Source organism: Methanothermobacter wolfeii, from assembly GCF_025397995.1.
Taxonomy (GTDB): domain Archaea; phylum Methanobacteriota; class Methanobacteria; order Methanobacteriales; family Methanothermobacteraceae; genus Methanothermobacter; species Methanothermobacter wolfei.
Genome location: NZ_CP104550.1, coordinates 1,159,739 through 1,177,981 on the forward strand (window position 1 = coordinate 1,159,739; position 18,243 = coordinate 1,177,981).

Genomic DNA, 18,243 nt, shown 5'->3' on the forward strand with positions numbered 1-18,243 from the left:
TGATATGCTTGATGGATAAACTCTTCAGATCATACAGGCCGCTGATAGCAATACCCGTGGCAATCACAGTTATTGCACTGCTCATCGTGGTCTTCAACGGACTCAATGAGAGTGTTGATCTAAGGGGGGGTTCCCTCGCAGATCTGACACTGGAAAAGAGTATAAGTAACGCGGAGCTTGAATCAATCCTTAAGGAAAAACTGGGGCTGGATGATGTTAAAGTTATCTCAGCTGCAGGTAACAGGGTCACCGTCCAGTTCGGGACCGGTGTGGATGTCATGAAGGTTACCGATGCACTGGATGGGGTGGCGAAGATAAACAGTTACAGGTCTGTTGGTCCCCTGCTCAGTAAACAGGCGCTCAACCAGATCTACTGGGCCATAGGCTTCGCATTCCTCTTCATGTCCATAACCGTCTTCATAATCTTCAGGGACCCGATACCCTCGGTGGCCGTTATCCTTGCAGCAGTATCCGACATAATAATAGCCCTCGGTGGGATGTCAGTCTTCGGGATCCCCCTTTCACTGGCATCGGTTGGTGCGATACTTATGCTCATCGGTTACAGTGTGGACACAGACATCCTCCTTACAACAAGGCTTCTTAAACAGCGAAAGGGTGAAATCAACAGGAGGGCATTCGGTGCCATGAAGACCGGCCTTACCATGTCAATAACGGCCATCGCCTCGATGACAGCACTCTACCTTGTCACTTTATTCATCATACCTGAGGCCAGGGTTCTGAGTAACATCGCCGCGGTCCTGATAATAGGCCTTGCAGGGGACATCCTTACAACTTGGCTCATGAACCTTGGAATTCTGAAGTGGTACTTGGAGGCTAAAGCATGAACAGGAAGGTTTCAAAATTCCTTAAAGATTACCAGGTTATCCTTTTAATACTCCTTGTTGCAGGGAGCATCACTGCAATATCAACCCTTGGGATCCAGCAGGGACTTGACCTCCGCGGGGGGTCACTGATACAGATACAGCTTGAAAAACCCGTTGACTCTGCAACCATGAACACGGTAATCAGTGTACTTGACAAGAGGCTTAACATATTCGGTGTCAAGGACGTTAAGGTCCGTGCAAGCGGTGATCAGAATGTTATAGTTGAAATCGCCGGTGTTCAGCCAGACCAGGTGTCAAGGATAGTTGGAACTCCAGGTAAATTTGAGGCCAAGATCGGCAATGAAACCGTGCTGACCGGTGAGGATATTGTGAGTGTCCAGGCACCCATAATCACAGATACACAGTGGGAGGTCCCCTTCAAGCTTTCAACATCAGGAGCCCAGAAGTTTGCTGAGGCCGCGAGGGGTAAAGCGGGTCAGCCAGTTAACATGTACCTTGACGACAGGCTTATAACATCACCCGAGATCTCGGCAGAGGTTGCAACAGGAAGGCCCACAACAGACGTCATGATAACCGGGGCTGAGAACAGCAGGGCCGAGGCCGAGGCCCAGGCAAAGGAGATTGAGACCCTGCTGAAATCAGGGGCTCTTCCCGTCAAGGTAAGGATAGTTGGTGTGAGCAGTGTATCAGCAGAGCTCGGAGACCAGTTCGTGAGGGGCGCCCTCATCGCAGGCTTGCTCGCCATCCTCGCAATCGTGGCAATCCTCATAATACATTACAGGACCCCCATCCTTGTTCTGCCAATATTCTTCACGGCACTGGCCGAGGTCATACTGACACTGGGTGTGGCCGCCGTGATAAGGTGGAACATAGACCTTGCAGCCATAGCAGGTATACTTGCAGTTATAGGTACCGGTGTGGATGACCAGATCATAATGACCGATGAGGTCCTTGCAGGTGATGGCAGGAGGACCCGGAGGAAGTTCCGGATAAAGGACGCCTTCTTCATAATATTCGCATCCGCCGGCACCCTTATAGCTGCCATGCTGCCCCTGGCCTACGTCGGGTTCTCAAGGGGTGCCACAGGTATAGGTCTCCTTGCAGGTTTCGCCTTCACCACGGTCATAGGTGTGCTTATAGGCGTATTCATCACAAGGCCGGTTTATGCAAAGTTCATTGAAATCTTCAATGTGGGGAGAAGGTAATCAAAATGAAAAAACCAGTTGAACTCCGGGTTAAACCCATAAAAAACGGCACCGTCATTGACCATATAACCGCAAACAGGGCCCTCAACGTCCTTAACATACTGGGTCTTCCCGATGGAAGGAGCAGGGTTACCGTTGCAATGAACATGGACTCATCCCAGCTGGGGTCCAAGGACATAGTAAAGATAGAGAACAGGGAACTGAAACCGGATGAAGTGGATCAGATAGCCCTCATAGCACCCAGGGCAACCATAAACATTATAAGGGACTATAAAATAGTTGAAAAGGCCAAGGTAAGGCTTTTAAGTGAGGTCAGGGGGATACTCAGGTGCCCCAACCCCAACTGTATAACCAACAGTGATGAGGGTGTTGAGAACCGTTTCTATGTCACATCCAGGGAACCCGTGACCCTGCGGTGTTATTACTGTGAACGCATCATCGAGGGTGATGAAATAGAATCACAGTTCTAGGAGAGTGATAGTATAAAAGCACTGAAGGCAGCTGCCATGCTCATTGCATTCATCTTTCTGGTTTCTCCGGCATCTGCAGCTGTATTCGTAACCGACCCATCCCATGCAATCATAACGGCTCCCGCAGCAGCCCATACAGGCAGCCCCCTTGTTTTAAGCAGTTACACTCCTGAGAAGTCCGTGCAGAAGCACCTGAAGGGGAAGGACGTGGTCGTTGTCGGTGACCTTAAGATTAAAGGCACAAGGATACCTGCAAGGACATCATCCCTTGCAGTTTACTGGAAGAAAAGCAATGTGGTGGTCCTTGGAACCGGGAATGAAGTTTCAGCGGCATACATTGCCATCAGAAATGATGCCCCTCTGCTTGTAACCGGGAAGACCATGCCATCAGCAACCAGGACCCAGATAAAGCGTCTGAAGCCATCCAGGATAATCGTCTGCGCCCCCGAGTCCAGGGTGCCTGCATCATCCCTCAGGGGACTTGGAGTTCCCTGGCAGAGGGTCTGGTATGGCAGCGACTCAGCAACCCTCAGGGCCCTTCAGAGGGACTCTAAAACCGTTGTCACCGCTCCAGGACCCCTCCTCCCGGTTGCAATGACACTCTGGAAGAATGCAACCTTCAGGTTATCGGACACCGTTACCGTAAACGGCACAGCTCTCTGGTCATCCTCAAGGCAGACCACATCCGTTATAATGAACCGTTACGCCTCAGGGGACCCTGAGAAAATCTATATAAGCTCAGACAACCTGAACGGTGTTAATGGAAAATCCTTCATGGAGGCCATCAAGAGGGAGATAGGGGGTTCAGCGACGGTTATCCTTGACCAGAAATCACCGGCACCAGGGGAAGCGGATAGGGCCATAAAGAATGCTCCTCCAGGGTCCCTTGCGGTCTACATAGCCGCAGCATGTGCCGGTACAATGCACAGCACCATATCAGGTATAAAGACCGGTTACCTGAGGTCATATGCCTCAGACCTTGATGGTGTTGTATACGTGAACTATGGAAGCCTTAACCTTGCCTCAACCGGTTACCTTGCCAGGGCCTGGGACGACAACTTCTCAAATGTTTACTTTGCAGGTATCAACAACCCTGCCAGGTACCTCCAGGATGCCGGCATACTGCTGATTGAACCGAAAACCGTTGCCCAGGACCAGAGACCACGTATGATTGCAGGTAAACTCATAGATTACGCCTATTCTGCAGATGGAGAGCATCTGAGGAGCCTTAACTCATCAGGATACGTGGCAAGGCATGAGGTAGACCCCACAGGCCTCTCATGTGACGCAAGGCGCATAGTGAACGGGACTAAACCCCTGATGAAGAGAGAGGAATGGGTTTATCTTTCATCGCAGTACATCGCAGGGCTGCCCATAAAGAGGAACACCACCACAATATCCGACGCCCCGGGAAGCATGGAGAGCACCTATACAGGGACACTGTCAAGGTCAGAGTACCGTGACGTGGCAAGGAGGGTCTATGAGTTTGCAAGGACCAACAGGAGACTTCCATCATACGTCCAGGTGGGGGATAAAAGGCTCAGCAGGGATGACTACACCCTCATCTTCGCGGAGATAATACAGAACCACACAGAAAGGAGCAAAATGGTGTTCCCATCATCCGTGAAGATGGGTGAAAGCCTCATCGACAGGGCCCTTGATTTCATCAGGGACATCTTCACATAATTTATTTTTTCATGGTTAACACCAAATAGGGACCCCATGACTCAAAAAAGAGTTTAAATTATCCTGTTATACTTCAGGAACTAATCCGCCTCCCGTCACCATCATGTTTAAATTATCCTGTTATACTTCAGAAACCCTATCATCTGGCTGTAGGATTTCGCAACGGTGGTTGATGATGCATAGCCATGGGGTGATCTGACCTCAGCGGTCACTGCAGGTATCCCCTGGAGGTTGCAGACATCCTCAAGGGCCCCTGGATAGTCCCTGCCTGCAAACTGTGACGGTATGAGTGCTGAAGCACTGTAGCGGCTCATATAGGATGCCATGGTGTAGCTTTCATATGTTGGTCTCCTCGTGCAGAGGATGGATGTCCGGCCGGGTACGCCTCCGGGCCTTGTTGAGTGGAAGTCCCCCACAGCCTTCACGTTCCTCTCACGTGCAATCTGGACTATCCTGCCTGTGGGTGTGCCCGGGATATTGGCTATGCTGTTGGGGTTTTTGCCATTCCAGTACCTGTAACTCCTTGCAGTGGATGATGGTATCAGGAAGGGGACAACGTAGACTGTGCCGTTGATCTTCCTGCCCGAAAGGTAATTTATAAGTTTAACCGCAGCGATTGATGCAGGGAGCTCGTTACCGTGGACCCCTGCAACAATTATAACCTTTCTTCCGCTGCCATTACCAAACACGAACATGGGGGTTCCCTTCCTGGCCTCCTGGAAGACCTGGGATGTTAACGAAGTCTTCGGGGAATACTTTTTGACATAATAGTTCCTTGCCACATCTCCCCCGGTACCCGTGTATATTATCTCTGTCTGGAGGGCCGCTGCAAGCTGTACATTTGAAAAAAGCATTATGAGTGCAAAGGCCAGCGTTAAGGGTTTTAAAATTTTCCATTTCATCCTTTCACCTTATATATCCTCTATTTTTTATCAAACTTATAATCTTTGATGCTGGTCTGGCAGTGTCCCCTGCTGGATGAAATGGAGTGTTGGGGATCCAATTTTGATGATGCCCCATAAAAAACTAATCTGATGAAATATGGCGTGCAAGTCGCCTTGCAAGTGCCATTATTGTAAGTATCGGGGGCGCGCCAGGTGCCTCGGGTAGAACGCTCGCATCAGCCACAAAGAGGCCTTGCAGAGAAGTTTCAAGGTTCTCATCCACAACACGGCCTATGGGTGCTGTTCCACCGGGGTGGGCGCCCCTTGGATGTGTTGACCTCAGTGTGTCCGGCCTTACACCTGCAGCAACAAGGACTGAACCTGCAAGGGCAGCCCCCTCAGAGAGGTGCTTCACATCGGCTTCAGTGTGGTGTTTCACCACCCTGTCTGGTTCAACACGGCCAGAGGCCTCATCCGCGATCTTGACCATCAGGCCAAGAACGCTCCTCTTCATCTCCCCAGGGAAGAGGAGGGTTGAGAAGTGGGGTGATAATATGAAGTCCTCCATTTCAATGAGGGCAGCCATCTGCAGCTCATCACAGAACCCCACATCATCAAGGAGGCCCCCCACGGTTATGAATGTGTCCATGAAGAATGTTTTACCTGCACCTATACCTGCCCCCATAAGGAGCCGTGGTGTTTCAATTGCCCCGGCTGCCAGAATAACCCTTTCATCATAGAAACTGCCCCCTGATGTCGTAACGCCCCTTACGGCACCATCCTCAACTATAATACCAGTTACTTCAGTCCCTGTGACAAGTTCAGCCCCATGCTCCACTGCCTCAACAATGAACTCCCTCGCCGACCACTTGGCACTCCTGGGACAGCCGAAGGAACATTTACCACAGGGTTTACATTCGGATGGCCTTATGAATTTGGGCATCCTCCTTACCCTGATGCCCATTGACTCCGCAGCATCCATGATTAGCCTTGTGCCTCTACCGATATGGGTTTCGGGCAGCTCAGACACCCCCAGTTCCCCTTCAAGGGCGTCAAGGTCCCTGCTGATATCAACACCATAGTCCTTGAGGCGGTCTTCAAGTACCCTTACAGCGTTTCCGGCGGCGACAAGGGTTGATCCGCCAACACAGCTTGTGCTCAGGAGGTCTGGGGTTCCTGTACTTTCATCGTAGCACCTGAAGGCGTCCCTATCCTCAATGCATGGACCCCTTTCAATGACCGTTACATCAAAGCCCCTGAATGCAAGTTCCCTGGCTGCTGTTGCACCCGCAGCACCCGAGCCAACTATTAAAACCATTCAGCATTCCCCGGTCCAGAAATAAAAAAATGTTACGAATTTATTCAAAGAGCATTATGGCCTTTGTTGGACATGAGTTCACGCAGAAACTGCAGCCGATGCATTTCTGGTCATCGATTTTCACTTCCCAGTCGTCCTCCATGCATATGGCGTTTACAGGGCACAGTGAGAGGCATGCACCGCAGTCCACACATTTATCCCTGTCCTTCTTAACAACCCTCATGGCGGGCTGTACTTCGATTCCAGCCTCCTCTATAAATTTGATCCCCTTTCCCTCATCAGGGCCGCTGATCTCAACCAGCATCTTACCTCCCCGGGGTGTGATGTTGGCCCTGAGGATGTTGAAGTCAATGTCATACTTCTTTATGGCCTCTGAGATTATTGACTTGTTAACAATCCTCGGTGAGAATTTAAGCCATGCCTTCATATTGACTCTCCCCTGTTCTCTATCTTTCCAATAAGCCTTGATATATCCTCGGCTGTTACTATTCCCTTAACACGGTTCTCTTCATCAACTATTGGCAGACCTGAGATGTTATATTTATCTATCCTCCGCGCCACGACATCAACGGGTTCATTTTCCCCTGCCACGATTACCTTGCGGGTCATCACATCCCTAAGCCTTGTTTTGCCCCTTGCAACCGCGTCTGCAATGTCCCAGGATGTCACTATACCCTTCAGGATACCCTCACTGTCAACGACGGGTATGTGGTTGATGTTGTTTTCAACCATCTTCCTCGCCACGCCCTTGAGTCTGTCATCCTCGTGTGTTATTATGACGGGCTTGCTTTCAAGTTCCCTCACCATAATGGATGGCTTTCTTATCTCAAGGGGCTTTGTGGAGCATCCCCTTGATGGTATGTTCTCAACGGGCTCGGTGAGGAGGAACTCGCCCCTCTCAATCCATGACTTAAGTTCCTCTGCAATTTCATGGGCCTTCCTGATTGATGACAGTGGGGATGTTGGAACCTCCACGCCGTTTATCTCTATCTTACCGGTCTTGAGTTCCCTGTAATTGGTCTCCATGACAACCGGCCTGGACCTCCTGGGGACGCCGTAGTCAATAACCCTGCAGACTATATCCTCATCTGAGATTCCTGTTGCAGCGGCTATGTCCTCATTGAGTACCGGTATGGGGATCCCTGCACCGACGTAGAGCGTCGGCCCGTACCTTGGCATTGTGGCTCCACGCACATATTCAGGGTCCATCTCCTTCATGTTACCCTTGAGCATGAGTGTGCCTGATGCCGAGACCGGTACACCGTTCCTCCTGTCCCCCACCGTTGAGTGCTGGGTGCCCTCACCCACCACGTAACCCTGGGCGCCGCAGAGGAAAATCCTGGTCCCTGTACCTATGGTCTGGAAGTAGGGATCGTTTATCAGAGGGCTAAGTTCACCTGCGCTTGAATAGGTCACGTTTCCATAATTTGGAAGAAGGGTCCCCATGTAGGTGTGGAGGGTCTCGGGTGTGGAGTTAACCGCAACAGCATAGTTCTGATAGCAGTTCCTTGGGTTGACCATGACCGCCTGGTTGATGGTGTCTAGACTTATAAGTGTCTCAACATTCTTCAGGGGGTAGCAGTCTGTACCGTAGGCCTCTGCAACCAGTTCAACCTCCCTGCCCCTTATGAGGTCCTCTATTACGTGTGCTCCCCCATAATCCAGTCCCAGTTCAGGGTCGCGGTTTGGCTGTGCGGCGCCGAGGTATGCGTCCACTGCAGCAAGACCAGAGTAGGCCTCAACACCATTGAGGTATGTCCTGGTCATCTTTATGGGTGGATCCGAATGTCCGAAGTTGAGGAAAGCACCTGATGAACACATAGCACCAAATGTACCTGTTGTAACAACATCCACTTCATCTGCAGCATCCTTAGGACCGTTCTCGGCCACTATCCGGGTCATCTCTGCCGCAGTTACAACCACAGCATCTCCGTCCCTGATCTTCTGGTTTATCTCCTCAATTGTCTTCAATACAATCACATCCGGTGCTATCTGTAATCATAAAATACTGGTTAGATAGTATATAAATGTTTATTATAAAAAGGTTATTGTAAGCAACCGCGAGAATTGCAAAAACCATCGAACTGCCATAAGGCTGGCAGAATCACCGCAGAAACATGGAAGCAAGAGAATGACGAAACCAGAAAAAATGCATATCATTACCATACCATGCAAAAGAATCATAAGTCTGGGTGAACAGATAATTCAAGAGAAACGTGTGAAGGCTGATGGGAAATGGAACTCGACATTGATAAACTTGCAGGTATAATCAAGAGTATAGATGAAAGCGCGGAATACGTTGATATAAGGGCAGGGTATTCAAGTACAAACTCGATTCTCCTGAAGGACGGCAAACTCCAGGAGGTTAAATCAGGTTCAGACACAGGATTCAGGATCCGTGTACTTAAAAACGGTTCATGGGGCTTTGCATTCACGGATGAACCTGGAAGAATTGATGAGATGGCAGAGAGGGCTCTTAAAATGGCCGGATCCCTCAGTGGGGATGTGGAGGTGGGATCCCTGGGACCCGAAGTGGATGAGACATCAGTCAAAACCCTTAAGGCCCCATCAGAAGTTTCTGCTGAAGAGAAGAGGGACATTGTATTTGAAGCGCATCAGGCAGCATCCATTGATGGTGTGGTGAGCACCACCGTCAGCTACGTTGACCTTGAGAGCTCAGCGGTGTTCCTGAACTCTGAGGGTTCATGTATTGAAACCGGTGATGTTAAGGTCGCCCTCTTCCTCAACGCGGTTGCCTCCGACGGCACCGGAATACAGTTCGGTCACGGTAGCTGCGGAGGCACCGGGGGCTTCGAAATCCTTGAGGCTGAGGATATTGAAAAATTCGGTAGAAGGGTTGGTGAAAAGGCTGTCCGGCTTCTATCTGCAAGTTCACCCCCATCAGGGCGCTTCAATGTAATCACGGACCCGGAACTAACCGGGGTCCTTGTACACGAGGCCCTAGGACATGCTGCCGAGGCAGACCTCATACTGCAGGGTGACTCCATCCTTGAGGGGAGGCTTGGAGATCATGTTGCCTCCGAGGAGGTTACGGTGGTGGATGACCCTACCATGGATGGGTTTGGAAGCTACACCTATGACGCTGAGGGTGTCAGGGCCTCAAGGACCGTCCTTGTGGAGGACGGCATCCTCAAATCACTCCTGAATTCAAGGGAGACCTCCTTTAAACTGGGACTTGAACCCTCAGGTAATGCCCGTTCATCCATAGCCGATCAGCCCATCGTCAGAATGAGCAACACATACCTTGAACCCGGCGAATTATCCTTTGAGGAACTCATCGAAGACATGAAGAGCGGGGTCTACCTTAGGGGTTCGCGTGGAGGTCAGGTCGACACCGGTAAGGGGATATTCCAGTTCAATGCAGCTGAATCCTTCAGGATAGAGGATGGTGAAGTCAGGGAACCTCTGAAGGATGTTTCACTCTCAGGAAACGTCCTTGAGACCCTCAAAAACATCGATGGTGTTGGATCCGACTTTAAACTTGGAATCGGATTCTGCGGTAAATCAGGGCAGAGTGTGCCCGTTGGTGATGGCGGCCCCCACGTAAGGATCATGAATGCCATGGTTGGCGGGACAGGCTAGGTTCACCGGTTCGATCATTAACGTGGTCTCTGGAAGTTCATGTTCAGCCGCACCCTCTCCATGCGCACCCTGCTCCCTTGAAGGATAATCACCAGATGCAGGTGTCTCCATGATTTCAGAAGAGGATGGTAAATTACTGGTAAAAATTGCAAGAAGAGCCATTGAAGAACACTTAAAGGGTTCCGAGAAGTTTGAGCTGGATGAAGACATCCCTGAAACCCTGATGGAGAAGAGGGGTGTCTTCGTGACCCTTGAAAAAAATGGGGCTCTTAGGGGGTGTATAGGTTACCCTGAACCCGTGAAGCCACTTATAGAGGCACTGATAGACGCCGCCATCTCAGCCGCCACCAGGGACCCCAGATTCCCTCCGGTTGAACCAGAGGAACTTGAGGACATAACCGTTGAGGTCAGTGTGCTCACCGTGCCCGAACCCCTTGAGGTTGAAAGGCCCTCTGATTACCCTGAACATATAAGGGTGGGTGTTGATGGACTGATAGTTGAAAGGGGATGGGCCCGCGGACTCCTCCTCCCCCAGGTTGCCCCTGAATGGGGATGGGATGCTGAGGAGTTCCTCTGCAACACATGCATGAAGGCGGGGCTACCCCCTGACTGCTTCTATGACCCTGAAACAAGAGTTTACAGGTTCCAGGCTCAGATATTCAATGAAGAGGAAAATTAAAGCATTGTAATAAAGATCTTATCCCTGAAGATACTTATCAGTTAACAGGAAGCGTGATTGATTTATGATAATACCAACAGTTCCAACAACAGATGAACTCCTTGATAAGGGATTCAGGAGGGCCAGGAAGGCCGCCTCCCTCAAGAGAAGTTCAAAGATACCAGGCCAGAAGAAGGCCAAGGTGATTGAATCAACCCGTGTTCAGACGGCCTGTCAGGTTATACGGGACCGTCTGAATATGATCATCAAGAGAATACCGGATATAGAATCCCTGCCAGAATTCTACCAGGACTACATTGACGTCACCGTCGGTGTGGATGAACTTAAAAAATCCCTCGGAGCCCTTAACTGGGCTGCTGGAATTTTAAATCAGCTTGAAGCAGATTACATGGCACGTATAAAGCGTTCGAAGCCTTCTGATGCTGCCCAGCTGAGGAGGGAGGCCTTTGGAAGGATATCATCGGTTGTGAAGAGGATTGAGGGTGACCTTGACTTCCTTGACTTTGCAAAGAACAGGCTCAGGAATATGCCAACCGTTGATTTCGATGCCTTCACCGTGGTTATTGCCGGGTTCCCCAATGTTGGTAAGTCCACCCTCCTCAGGACCCTGACGGGTGCCGAGCCAGAGGTTGCGGATTACCCCTTCACAACCAAGGGTATACAGATAGGCCACCTTGAGAGGAAATGGAGGAAGATCCAGGTCATCGACACTCCGGGACTCCTTGACCGCCCTGTTGAGGATATGAACAATATTGAACTCCAGGCCATGGTCGCCCTTGAAAACATAGCCGATGTGATACTCTTCATCTTCGATGCATCCGAAACCTGCGGCTACTCACTTGAGAGTCAGTACAGCCTCTACCTTGGGATAAGGAGTGTCTTTGATATTCCTGTGGTGACGGTTTTCAACAAGATGGACCTTGCAGAAAATGTTAAGTATCTGGAGGAATATATTAATAAAGTTGAAGATCCGCTGATGGTTTCTGCGTTCCAGGGCAGAGGGGTCTCCAGGATAATTGAAAGATTGGAGGGTTTGTATGAAGAAGAAACTTGAAAAGCCAATGACCATGCTGGAGAAAAGAAGGCTGATGGCTGAGAAGATGATAGATGAGATGATAAGCAACATGAAGGAGATGCAGAAGGAGTTTGAGAAGAAGATCTCCGAGTACACCGAGACAATACCAGAGAAACTGAGCATGGACGTCATGGAAACAGATGACACCATAATCATTAAAACAGATCTGCCGGGTGTTAAAAAGGAGGACATAAACATAGAGCTCACAGAGGACTCAATATCAATATCAGCCGTCTTCGAAGAGGAAGTTGAAGTCGAAGAGGCAAACTTTGTCAGGAAGGAACGGAAGTACGGTGAAGCAAGAAGGGAGATGAGGCTGCCTGAAAAGATCAGGGTCGAGGATGCCAGAGCCAAATTTGAGAACGGTGTCCTTACCGTGGAACTCCCGAAGGTTGAGGTCAAAAAGAAACAGACCCTCAAGGTGGAATAAACCCACCCTTTAATTTTAGATTTTTCATTCAGTCATTTCCCGTCTTTTCACTCTCCATGTATCTCTTATTCTTTTATTACTGCTTTTTTCATAAAAATCGTTGGAAAGGGGGCAGCTATCAGTACCTGACCTTGCCAATGTGCCTTGTGCTGCCCGGGTCCTCCCCGCTGTAATGGGCAAGGTAGTAGACAAACCATTCAAGGGGAACCGCAAGTATGAAGGGTGAAAGGATGGATTCAAGATCAGAATAATCAGACATCCTGAATACGATGTTCCTGGCGCCCAGCTTTTCACAGAAAGCAATTGCCCTTGATGTGAGCTCATCACCGGGAAACCCTGCTTCAAGGAATATTACAGGGACACCCGCCTCAACCCTCTCAATAAGTCCATGCCTGAATTCACCAGAATAGAGGGGACATGCATGTTTAAGGGCCCCCTCCATCAGCATGGTCATTGCAAGCTTGTATGCCAGTCCATAATTGGGGCCGCTCCCCATGCAGTAAAAGATTTCCTCACCGGAATATTCCTCTGCAAGGTCCCTGCACTGGTCCCGGGTGTCCTTGAGGAGCCTTTCAATTTCCACTGGCAGTCTTTCAAGTTCCAGGAGCACCCCTTCAGCCATCTCATCCCTGTACATCCCGAAGAGAATCCTGTAGAGGGACATGAGCTGTGTCATGTAGGTCTTTGTTCCGAGTATGGCCTCCTCATGACCGCACCTGGTTATCACGGCCTCGGATGACTCGGATGCCATGCTGCTTTCAGGTTCATTCGTAACCGTTATGGTTTTAAGGCCCAGTTCATTGGCCTTCCTGAGGGCTGCCAGGGTATCTGCTGTTTCACCCGACTGTGATGTGAATATCACCGCAGAGTCCCTGTTACTGATCTTCTGATGATAGTAGAATTCATACCCTGTCATGACGGTGATTGCTGTTTCATAGTTCATGCACAGGGCGTCGCGTGCACTGTAACATGTTGAAAGGGAACTTCCGCAGCCCACAAGGTAGATGTGCCTGCAGTCCACCATATCGGAGGATATGCTGTCCATATGTTCCCCTTCAAGTTTCATCGTCCTCCTGAGGGACTCTGGCTGTTCCATGAGCTCATCATACATTTTATACTTCATCAAATCCTCTCCATCAGAATCCTGTATTCCTCTGCAATCTTAAGGGCGGTTTCAGCAACTTCAACGGCGTCCTTACCCGTCAATACAACCATGGGTTCCTTACCCCAGGCTCCCCTGTGGTATATGACATCCGGGGGTGACTCTGAGTCTCTGAAGGCCTCCTCCACACCCCACGGTATGGTTCCGCCCTCAGAATCCCTTACACTGGCTGGCTCCCTGCTCCTGTCATAGCAGGAAACCACAAGCCCTGCCTTCTCACATATCCTGATTATACTTTCATCGAACTTAATATTAATGGCTGCCCTCCTTTCCGGTCTGTGTCTCATGAAGGTCAGTATGAAACGTGCCATGTGGGACGATGCACCGTATTCTGGTTCACGGCATGCAAATGCCTTTCCACGGAACTCAGTGATTCTCCCGGGTACTGCTGCCACGTCTTCAGTGTCTTTAGCACCTTCACGTGCCATTACAATGTTTGATCTGACCTCAGGGACCAGCAGTCCAAAATCATCCGATGATGAGAGTAATTCAAGGGCCCTTTTAAGGTTTTCTATCTCCATCCTATCACTCCATCTGAAACCTTCCAGAAAATAGTTATATGTGGACCGGTAATTTATAACCATAAGTCTTAAAGGTGTTTCTCATGGAGAAGGTGAAGGATTTTAGAGGTATAAAGGGACACCTTGGGGTCTTCAGGGAGGAGACCGCCAAGGCTGAGAGGATAGGATTTGCAGGGGTCCCCGGAGTATGCACTCCCTTTGCACAGTTATTTGCCTATGCTGTGAGGGATAAGGAGAACCTTTTCATTCCATCCACTGACTTTGAAAGGGCAAGGACCCTTGAGCTGACAGATTACGGTGTTGAACTTGGAGAAGTCAACCCGGGGAGGGTTGATGTGCTGGTGCTCCTCGGCGGACTTTCAATGCCAGGGATAGGCTCAGATATCGAGGACGTTAAGGAACTGGTAGGGAAGGCCCTTAAGGATGATGGCAAGCTCATGGGACTCTGCTACATGGACATGTTCAGGAAGGCAGGATGGTATGATCTCCTGGACTTTGACTGCGTCATAAACGCAGACATAGAGGGTTTTGTCCTCAGGAAACAGGAATAAATCCTGCAGCTTGTTGAACACACACCCTAAGGGCCAGTACATATAAAAAGATATTAAATCCTGCAGCTGATTGAACCTGCAAACCTAGGTTCATCCACAGGTATGAACCCTGCAGCCCGGGCCCTATAACTCATGAGAGGTTGTTTCCTTGGATCGTTACAGAGTATACGAAGACCTTGAAGCCCTTGATATGGAGAGGGGAAGACTGTATGAGACAATCACTGTAACCTGGGATGAGTCCATGAAGGGGAATGCAGCTCCCATCGGTGTCCTGTGCACCGGTAAGAGGAGCGTTACCCTCTATCTTTACCACGGGACACATACACTCCAGAACATCCTTGAAACAGGGAGATTCACCGCTAACATAACCCTCGACCCACTGCTCTTTACAGAATCCGCCCTTGCTGACCTCGATGATGAAATGTTCTCCCAGCACCAGGATTACCTGTACCTGAAGGGTGCCGATGCATTCTTCACAGCAGAAGTGGAATCCGTGAGGGAGGTTGTGAAGAGGGACAGATTCAGGGAGTCCCCGGTTTCAATTGTCAGGGCAGGGGTCCGTGAGGTCATGAAGGGTGATGGGTTTCGTATCGCGCTTAACAGGGGGATATACGCTGTTATAGAGTCCCTCATCGAGTATACCCGCGCAGAAATCTCTGATCCTGTGAAGGTCATGGAGAGGGTGCGGGAGATGAACAGGGTTGCCCGGAAGGTTGGAGGATCCCAGGAGAAGGAGGCTATGAAAAGAATAATTGAAGAACTTGAATCAAAGGTCAACCACCGGAAATCGCCTGGCCAGTGAAAACCCTCATCATGGATCATGAATCAACAATAACATCCACAAATTCAAACATGGTTAGCTCATTAAGGTTCTGTTTCACCTTGATTAATCAACAATAACATCCACAAATTCAAACCTATCAACACTGAATAGTCCGCGATCCCCTATTTTGAGTTCAGGTATTACAAGGAGCGAAAGGAAGGACATTGTCATGAAGGGTGCTCCAAGTCGTGATCCAAGTTCATATGCAAAATCATTGATCTCTTCAAGTTCCTCTGCGACCTCAGATGCCTCCCTGTCTGTCATGAGACCGGCTACTGGTAATTCAAGCACCATGCATCTGTCATCTGAAAGAGCAGCAAGTCCGCCTCCACTTTCCCTTAAAAGGTCAACCGCCCCCTTCATCTTTTCTGAGTCAGTGCCGACCACGATGATGTTGTGGGAGTCATGGGCCACGGTTGATGCAAGGGCACCCTCCCCTAATCCGAAGCCCCTTACAAATCCATTTGCAATGTTCCCCTTACCGTAACGGTCTATGACCGACACCTTGAGTATATCAGCCGATGGATCCGGGGCCACGAAACCATCCTCAACAGCAAGCCCTGCCCTTGACTCCTCCGTGATTATCTGGCCATCCATGACATCAATCACCCTGACGGTGACCTCATCGGCATCGGATTCAACCTCAAGGTCCTCCTCACTGAACTCCTTAACCTTTATCCTGTTCACTGAGATGGGGGCTGACTTCTTCATCCGGTAGGTGCATCTGCCGTCTGCAGCCACCAGTTCACCGCCAATGTAGACCCTCCTGACAGTGAAATCCCTCAGGTTATCCACCACTGCAAGGTCTGCATGCATCCCAGGGGCTATGGCGCCTGTATCCAGACGGTAATGTGATGCAGGGTTTATGGTTACCATCTGGACGGCCTCCACAGGATCCGCGCCATACTCAACCGCCCTCCTGAGTGCAAGGTCCAAATGCCCCCTCAGAAGATCCCCGGGGTGGATGTCATCGGATACCAGGAAATCGCAGCCGGCAGGCAGAAGGTCCCTGAGGTTCTTTGCACTTGAACCCTCCCTTGCCATGATCTTCATGCCGAGCTCCCTTTTTTCAATGGCCTCAGTGGCTGTCACACATTCATGGTCGGTTGATATGCCTGCGGCGATGTATGTGCAGAGGTCGTCCCCTGAGAGGAGGGGTGCATGACCGTCAATGGGCTTGCGCATCGCCTTTGCAGCCTCTATCTTTGCTGTGACCTCCTCATCCCCTGCTATCACCCCTGGGAAGTTCATCATCTCCCCCAGGGCGACGATGGAGTCCCTTCCAAGGAGCTCCATTATTTCACCGGCTGATATCTCTGCACCCGCTGTCTCGAAGGGAGTTGCAGGTACGCAGGATGGTGCAGTGAAGTAGAACCTCATGGGTGCTTCTGATGAATCAGATATCATGAAGTCGATCCCGGAAACACCCATAACATTTGCTATCTCATGGGGGTCTGAGACAGCCGCCACCGTCCCGTGGGGTACCGCTGCGGATGCGAAGGATGATGGTGTGAGCATTGAACTCTCAATATGGACATGGGCATCTATGAATCCGGGTAGAATGATGTGGTCGTACTCCCCCCTTATCCTCCTGACGGCCCTTATTATTCCATCTTCTATTTCGATCTCAGCGGGGTAGATGTCACCTGTGAAGACATTGAGGATGTTGCCCCTTATCAATTCAATCCCCATCATTGTTCATCTTCTTGAGTTCATGGAGGAGGATGGGCAGGAACGCGCCCACATCGGTCACCACACTCACGGCCTGTGAGCTCCCCCTGTCAGATAGCTTGGTGACGGTTGCAGGGTTTATATCAACACATATCGTCTTCACCCTTGATGGGAGTATGTTGCCCGTTGCGATGGAGTGGAGCATGGTGGCTATCATTATGATCATGTCAAGGTCCTGGACGTATTTCCTCATCTCCTCCTGGGCCTCTATAACGTCTGTTATAACATCAGGGAGTGGTCCGTCATCCCTTATTGAACCTGCAAGGACGAAGGGGACGTTATTCTTAACACACTCATACATTATCCCTGACCTTAGAACACCCTTCTCCACGGCATCGCCTATTGAACCTGCACGGTTTATCTCATTTATTGCGTTTATATGATGTCTGTGTCCTCTGCTCACTGATTCACCGCTTTCTATGTCCACGCCCAGGGATGTGCCGTAGAGTGCATTTTCTATGTCATGGGTGGCCAGGGCGTTGCCTGCGAATAAAACATCTATGAAGCCCTCCCTTATCATTTCGGCGATGACGGGGGCTGAGCCCGTGTGTACAATTGCAGGTCCTCCAACGAGGCCTATCTTACCCCCGCGCCTCTTTATCTCAGTTATCTCGGAGGCTATCTTTTTTATGGTGGTTACCAGGGGCTTTTCACTTGAAACATCGCTGCCCATGAATTCAAAGACGCCCTGCTTCCCCCTGGGCCTTTCGGGTGGAACAACCTTTATACCCTCCCTGCCAACAACGACAAGGTCGCCTTTTTTTATCCTGCCTATGGGTTTGCATCTGGCCCTTCGGGTTTTGGGGTCAACCACTATCATGCAGTCCATTTCAATTCCCTCAACCTCCACCCATTCACCACCATAATATATGAAGGTCTGGTGGTTTGTTGTTGAGTAGAAGTCCTCAGGGAGCACCCTGTCCATTTCAGCCTCTCTGAGCTGGACCTCCTTTATCTCAGCAATGGAGGCCCCTATTTCACTCAGTTCATCAAGTATCTTGTTTAAAAGTGTGGGTGTCTCTGCCTCCACCAGTATCCTTGCATGGCTTGGATCCGATTTCCTTTTACCTATCTCGATCTCAAGTATCTGGAAATCTCCACCCATATCCATTATTATATCAAGGGCCCTGGGGAGTATGAGACTGTCGATTATGTGACCCCTTAGTTCCACCTCTCGAGAATTCATAGCAAACACCATTTTAGCTTGATAGGTTAGAATTGGACTGGGGAATATAAAAATCTGCTGGCAGCTTCACCGGT

At 50.1% G+C, this 18,243-nt stretch carries 18 protein-coding genes; 10 read left to right on the plus strand and 8 right to left on the minus strand.

All coding sequences use genetic code 11. The features are described 5' to 3' along the window. The first annotated feature begins 11 nt into the window (after nt 1–11). Genes N5910_RS06285 through N5910_RS06300 form a run of 4 tightly spaced genes read left to right on the plus strand, consistent with a single transcriptional unit; the run spans nt 12 to nt 4,206 of the window. Nucleotides 12–845, plus strand: coding sequence for a protein translocase subunit SecF (locus tag N5910_RS06285; protein ID WP_315901933.1), 834 nt, complete (start codon nt 12–14; stop codon nt 843–845). Next, nucleotides 842–2,050: a preprotein translocase subunit SecD gene (locus N5910_RS06290; RefSeq protein WP_191216055.1), complete on the plus strand. Its 1,209-nt coding sequence runs from the start codon at nt 842–844 to the stop codon at nt 2,048–2,050. The genes N5910_RS06285 and N5910_RS06290 overlap by 4 nt, the downstream gene beginning before the upstream one ends. Nucleotides 2,051–2,055: 5 nt before the next feature. Then, a complete protein-coding gene (gene pyrI / locus N5910_RS06295) occupies nt 2,056–2,520 on the plus strand; it encodes an aspartate carbamoyltransferase regulatory subunit (protein ID WP_074359171.1) in 465 nt (154 codons plus the stop codon). Between the two features lie 36 nt (nt 2,521–2,556). Beyond that, nucleotides 2,557–4,206, plus strand: coding sequence for a pseudomurein-binding repeat-containing protein (locus N5910_RS06300; RefSeq protein WP_238337861.1), 1,650 nt, complete (start codon nt 2,557–2,559; stop codon nt 4,204–4,206). Between the two features lie 107 nt (nt 4,207–4,313). Here N5910_RS06300 and N5910_RS06305 read toward each other — a convergent pair whose 3' ends face one another. From N5910_RS06305 to N5910_RS06320, 4 genes are all read right to left on the minus strand, one after another. Then, the gene (locus N5910_RS06305; protein ID WP_238337862.1) at nt 4,314–5,108 is read right to left on the minus strand and encodes a succinylglutamate desuccinylase/aspartoacylase family protein; all 795 of its coding nucleotides are present in this window, start codon (nt 5,106–5,108) and stop codon (nt 4,314–4,316) included. Nucleotides 5,109–5,232: 124 nt separating this feature from the next. Continuing rightward, nucleotides 5,233–6,408 carry an FAD-dependent oxidoreductase gene (locus tag N5910_RS06310; RefSeq protein ID WP_074359173.1) on the minus strand — a complete coding sequence of 392 codons (1,176 nt, stop codon included), beginning with the start codon at nt 6,406–6,408 and terminating at the stop codon, nt 5,233–5,235. Between the two features lie 40 nt (nt 6,409–6,448). Next, entirely contained in the window at nt 6,449–6,835 is a 387-nt protein-coding gene (locus N5910_RS06315; RefSeq protein ID WP_074359174.1) for a 4Fe-4S dicluster domain-containing protein, read from the minus strand. Continuing rightward, complete coding sequence (locus tag N5910_RS06320; RefSeq protein WP_315901934.1) at nt 6,832–8,379, minus strand: homocysteine biosynthesis protein; 1,548 nt, start codon at nt 8,377–8,379, stop codon at nt 6,832–6,834. Before N5910_RS06320 ends, N5910_RS06315 begins: the two co-directional genes overlap by 4 nt. A gap of 264 nt (nt 8,380–8,643) precedes the next feature. Here N5910_RS06320 and N5910_RS06325 point away from each other — a divergent pair, with 264 nt between their 5' ends. From N5910_RS06325 to N5910_RS06340, 4 genes are all read left to right on the plus strand, one after another. After that, complete coding sequence (locus N5910_RS06325) at nt 8,644–10,011, plus strand: TldD/PmbA family protein (protein ID WP_261599430.1); 1,368 nt, start codon at nt 8,644–8,646, stop codon at nt 10,009–10,011. Between the two features lie 109 nt (nt 10,012–10,120). Further along, nucleotides 10,121–10,690, plus strand: a complete 570-nt coding sequence (locus N5910_RS06330) for a TIGR00296 family protein (protein ID WP_191216056.1) — start codon at nt 10,121–10,123, stop codon at nt 10,688–10,690. 64 nt (nt 10,691–10,754) lie between these two features. Further along, the gene (locus tag N5910_RS06335) at nt 10,755–11,744 is read left to right on the plus strand and encodes an NOG1 family protein (protein WP_191216057.1); all 990 of its coding nucleotides are present in this window, start codon (nt 10,755–10,757) and stop codon (nt 11,742–11,744) included. Continuing rightward, nucleotides 11,728–12,195 carry an Hsp20/alpha crystallin family protein gene (locus tag N5910_RS06340; RefSeq protein ID WP_238337863.1) on the plus strand — a complete coding sequence of 156 codons (468 nt, stop codon included), beginning with the start codon at nt 11,728–11,730 and terminating at the stop codon, nt 12,193–12,195. Before N5910_RS06335 ends, N5910_RS06340 begins: the two co-directional genes overlap by 17 nt. Nucleotides 12,196–12,313: 118 nt before the next feature. Here the strand turns inward: N5910_RS06340 and N5910_RS06345 are convergent, their stop codons facing one another. Then, on the minus strand, nt 12,314–13,318 hold the full coding sequence (locus tag N5910_RS06345) for an SIS domain-containing protein (RefSeq protein ID WP_074359179.1): 1,005 nt from the start codon (nt 13,316–13,318) through the stop codon (nt 12,314–12,316). Further along, nucleotides 13,318–13,878, minus strand: coding sequence for a thiamine-phosphate synthase family protein (locus N5910_RS06350; RefSeq protein ID WP_074359180.1), 561 nt, complete (start codon nt 13,876–13,878; stop codon nt 13,318–13,320). Before N5910_RS06350 ends, N5910_RS06345 begins: the two co-directional genes overlap by 1 nt. Before the next feature lie 83 nt (nt 13,879–13,961). On the opposite strand from N5910_RS06350, the gene N5910_RS06355 reads away from it, so the two are divergent. Beyond that, on the plus strand, nt 13,962–14,429 hold the full coding sequence (locus tag N5910_RS06355) for a DUF2124 family protein (protein WP_074359181.1): 468 nt from the start codon (nt 13,962–13,964) through the stop codon (nt 14,427–14,429). 148 nt (nt 14,430–14,577) lie between these two features. After that, nucleotides 14,578–15,231: a DUF447 domain-containing protein gene (locus N5910_RS06360; RefSeq protein ID WP_261599431.1), complete on the plus strand. Its 654-nt coding sequence runs from the start codon at nt 14,578–14,580 to the stop codon at nt 15,229–15,231. Nucleotides 15,232–15,315: 84 nt separating this feature from the next. Here the strand turns inward: N5910_RS06360 and ade are convergent, their stop codons facing one another. Together ade and N5910_RS06370 are read right to left on the minus strand one after the other, a co-directional pair. Then, a complete protein-coding gene (gene ade, locus N5910_RS06365; RefSeq protein WP_202879488.1) occupies nt 15,316–16,944 on the minus strand; it encodes an adenine deaminase in 1,629 nt (542 codons plus the stop codon). After that, entirely contained in the window at nt 16,934–18,169 is a 1,236-nt protein-coding gene (locus N5910_RS06370) for an ornithine cyclodeaminase, nickel-pincer nucleotide-dependent (protein WP_074359182.1), read from the minus strand. The genes ade and N5910_RS06370 overlap by 11 nt, the downstream gene beginning before the upstream one ends. Between the last annotated feature and the right edge of the window lie 74 nt (nt 18,170–18,243).

Coding starts and splice junctions, on each gene's coding strand:
- N5910_RS06285 (WP_315901933.1), top strand. CDS start 12: ATGGATAAACTCTTCAGATCATACAGGCCGCTGATAGCAATACCCGTG.
- N5910_RS06290 (WP_191216055.1), top strand. CDS start 842: ATGAACAGGAAGGTTTCAAAATTCCTTAAAGATTACCAGGTTATCCTT.
- pyrI (WP_074359171.1), top strand. CDS start 2,056: ATGAAAAAACCAGTTGAACTCCGGGTTAAACCCATAAAAAACGGCACC.
- N5910_RS06300 (WP_238337861.1), top strand. CDS start 2,557: ATGCTCATTGCATTCATCTTTCTGGTTTCTCCGGCATCTGCAGCTGTA.
- N5910_RS06305 (WP_238337862.1), bottom strand. CDS start 5,108: ATGAAATGGAAAATTTTAAAACCCTTAACGCTGGCCTTTGCACTCATA.
- N5910_RS06310 (WP_074359173.1), bottom strand. CDS start 6,408: ATGGTTTTAATAGTTGGCTCGGGTGCTGCGGGTGCAACAGCAGCCAGG.
- N5910_RS06315 (WP_074359174.1), bottom strand. CDS start 6,835: ATGAAGGCATGGCTTAAATTCTCACCGAGGATTGTTAACAAGTCAATA.
- N5910_RS06325 (WP_261599430.1), top strand. CDS start 8,644: ATGGAACTCGACATTGATAAACTTGCAGGTATAATCAAGAGTATAGAT.
- N5910_RS06330 (WP_191216056.1), top strand. CDS start 10,121: ATGATTTCAGAAGAGGATGGTAAATTACTGGTAAAAATTGCAAGAAGA.
- N5910_RS06335 (WP_191216057.1), top strand. CDS start 10,755: ATGATAATACCAACAGTTCCAACAACAGATGAACTCCTTGATAAGGGA.
- N5910_RS06340 (WP_238337863.1), top strand. CDS start 11,728: ATGAAGAAGAAACTTGAAAAGCCAATGACCATGCTGGAGAAAAGAAGG.
- N5910_RS06345 (WP_074359179.1), bottom strand. CDS start 13,318: ATGAAGTATAAAATGTATGATGAGCTCATGGAACAGCCAGAGTCCCTC.
- N5910_RS06350 (WP_074359180.1), bottom strand. CDS start 13,878: ATGGAGATAGAAAACCTTAAAAGGGCCCTTGAATTACTCTCATCATCG.
- N5910_RS06355 (WP_074359181.1), top strand. CDS start 13,962: ATGGAGAAGGTGAAGGATTTTAGAGGTATAAAGGGACACCTTGGGGTC.
- ade (WP_202879488.1), bottom strand. CDS start 16,944: ATGGGGATTGAATTGATAAGGGGCAACATCCTCAATGTCTTCACAGGT.
- N5910_RS06370 (WP_074359182.1), bottom strand. CDS start 18,169: ATGAATTCTCGAGAGGTGGAACTAAGGGGTCACATAATCGACAGTCTC.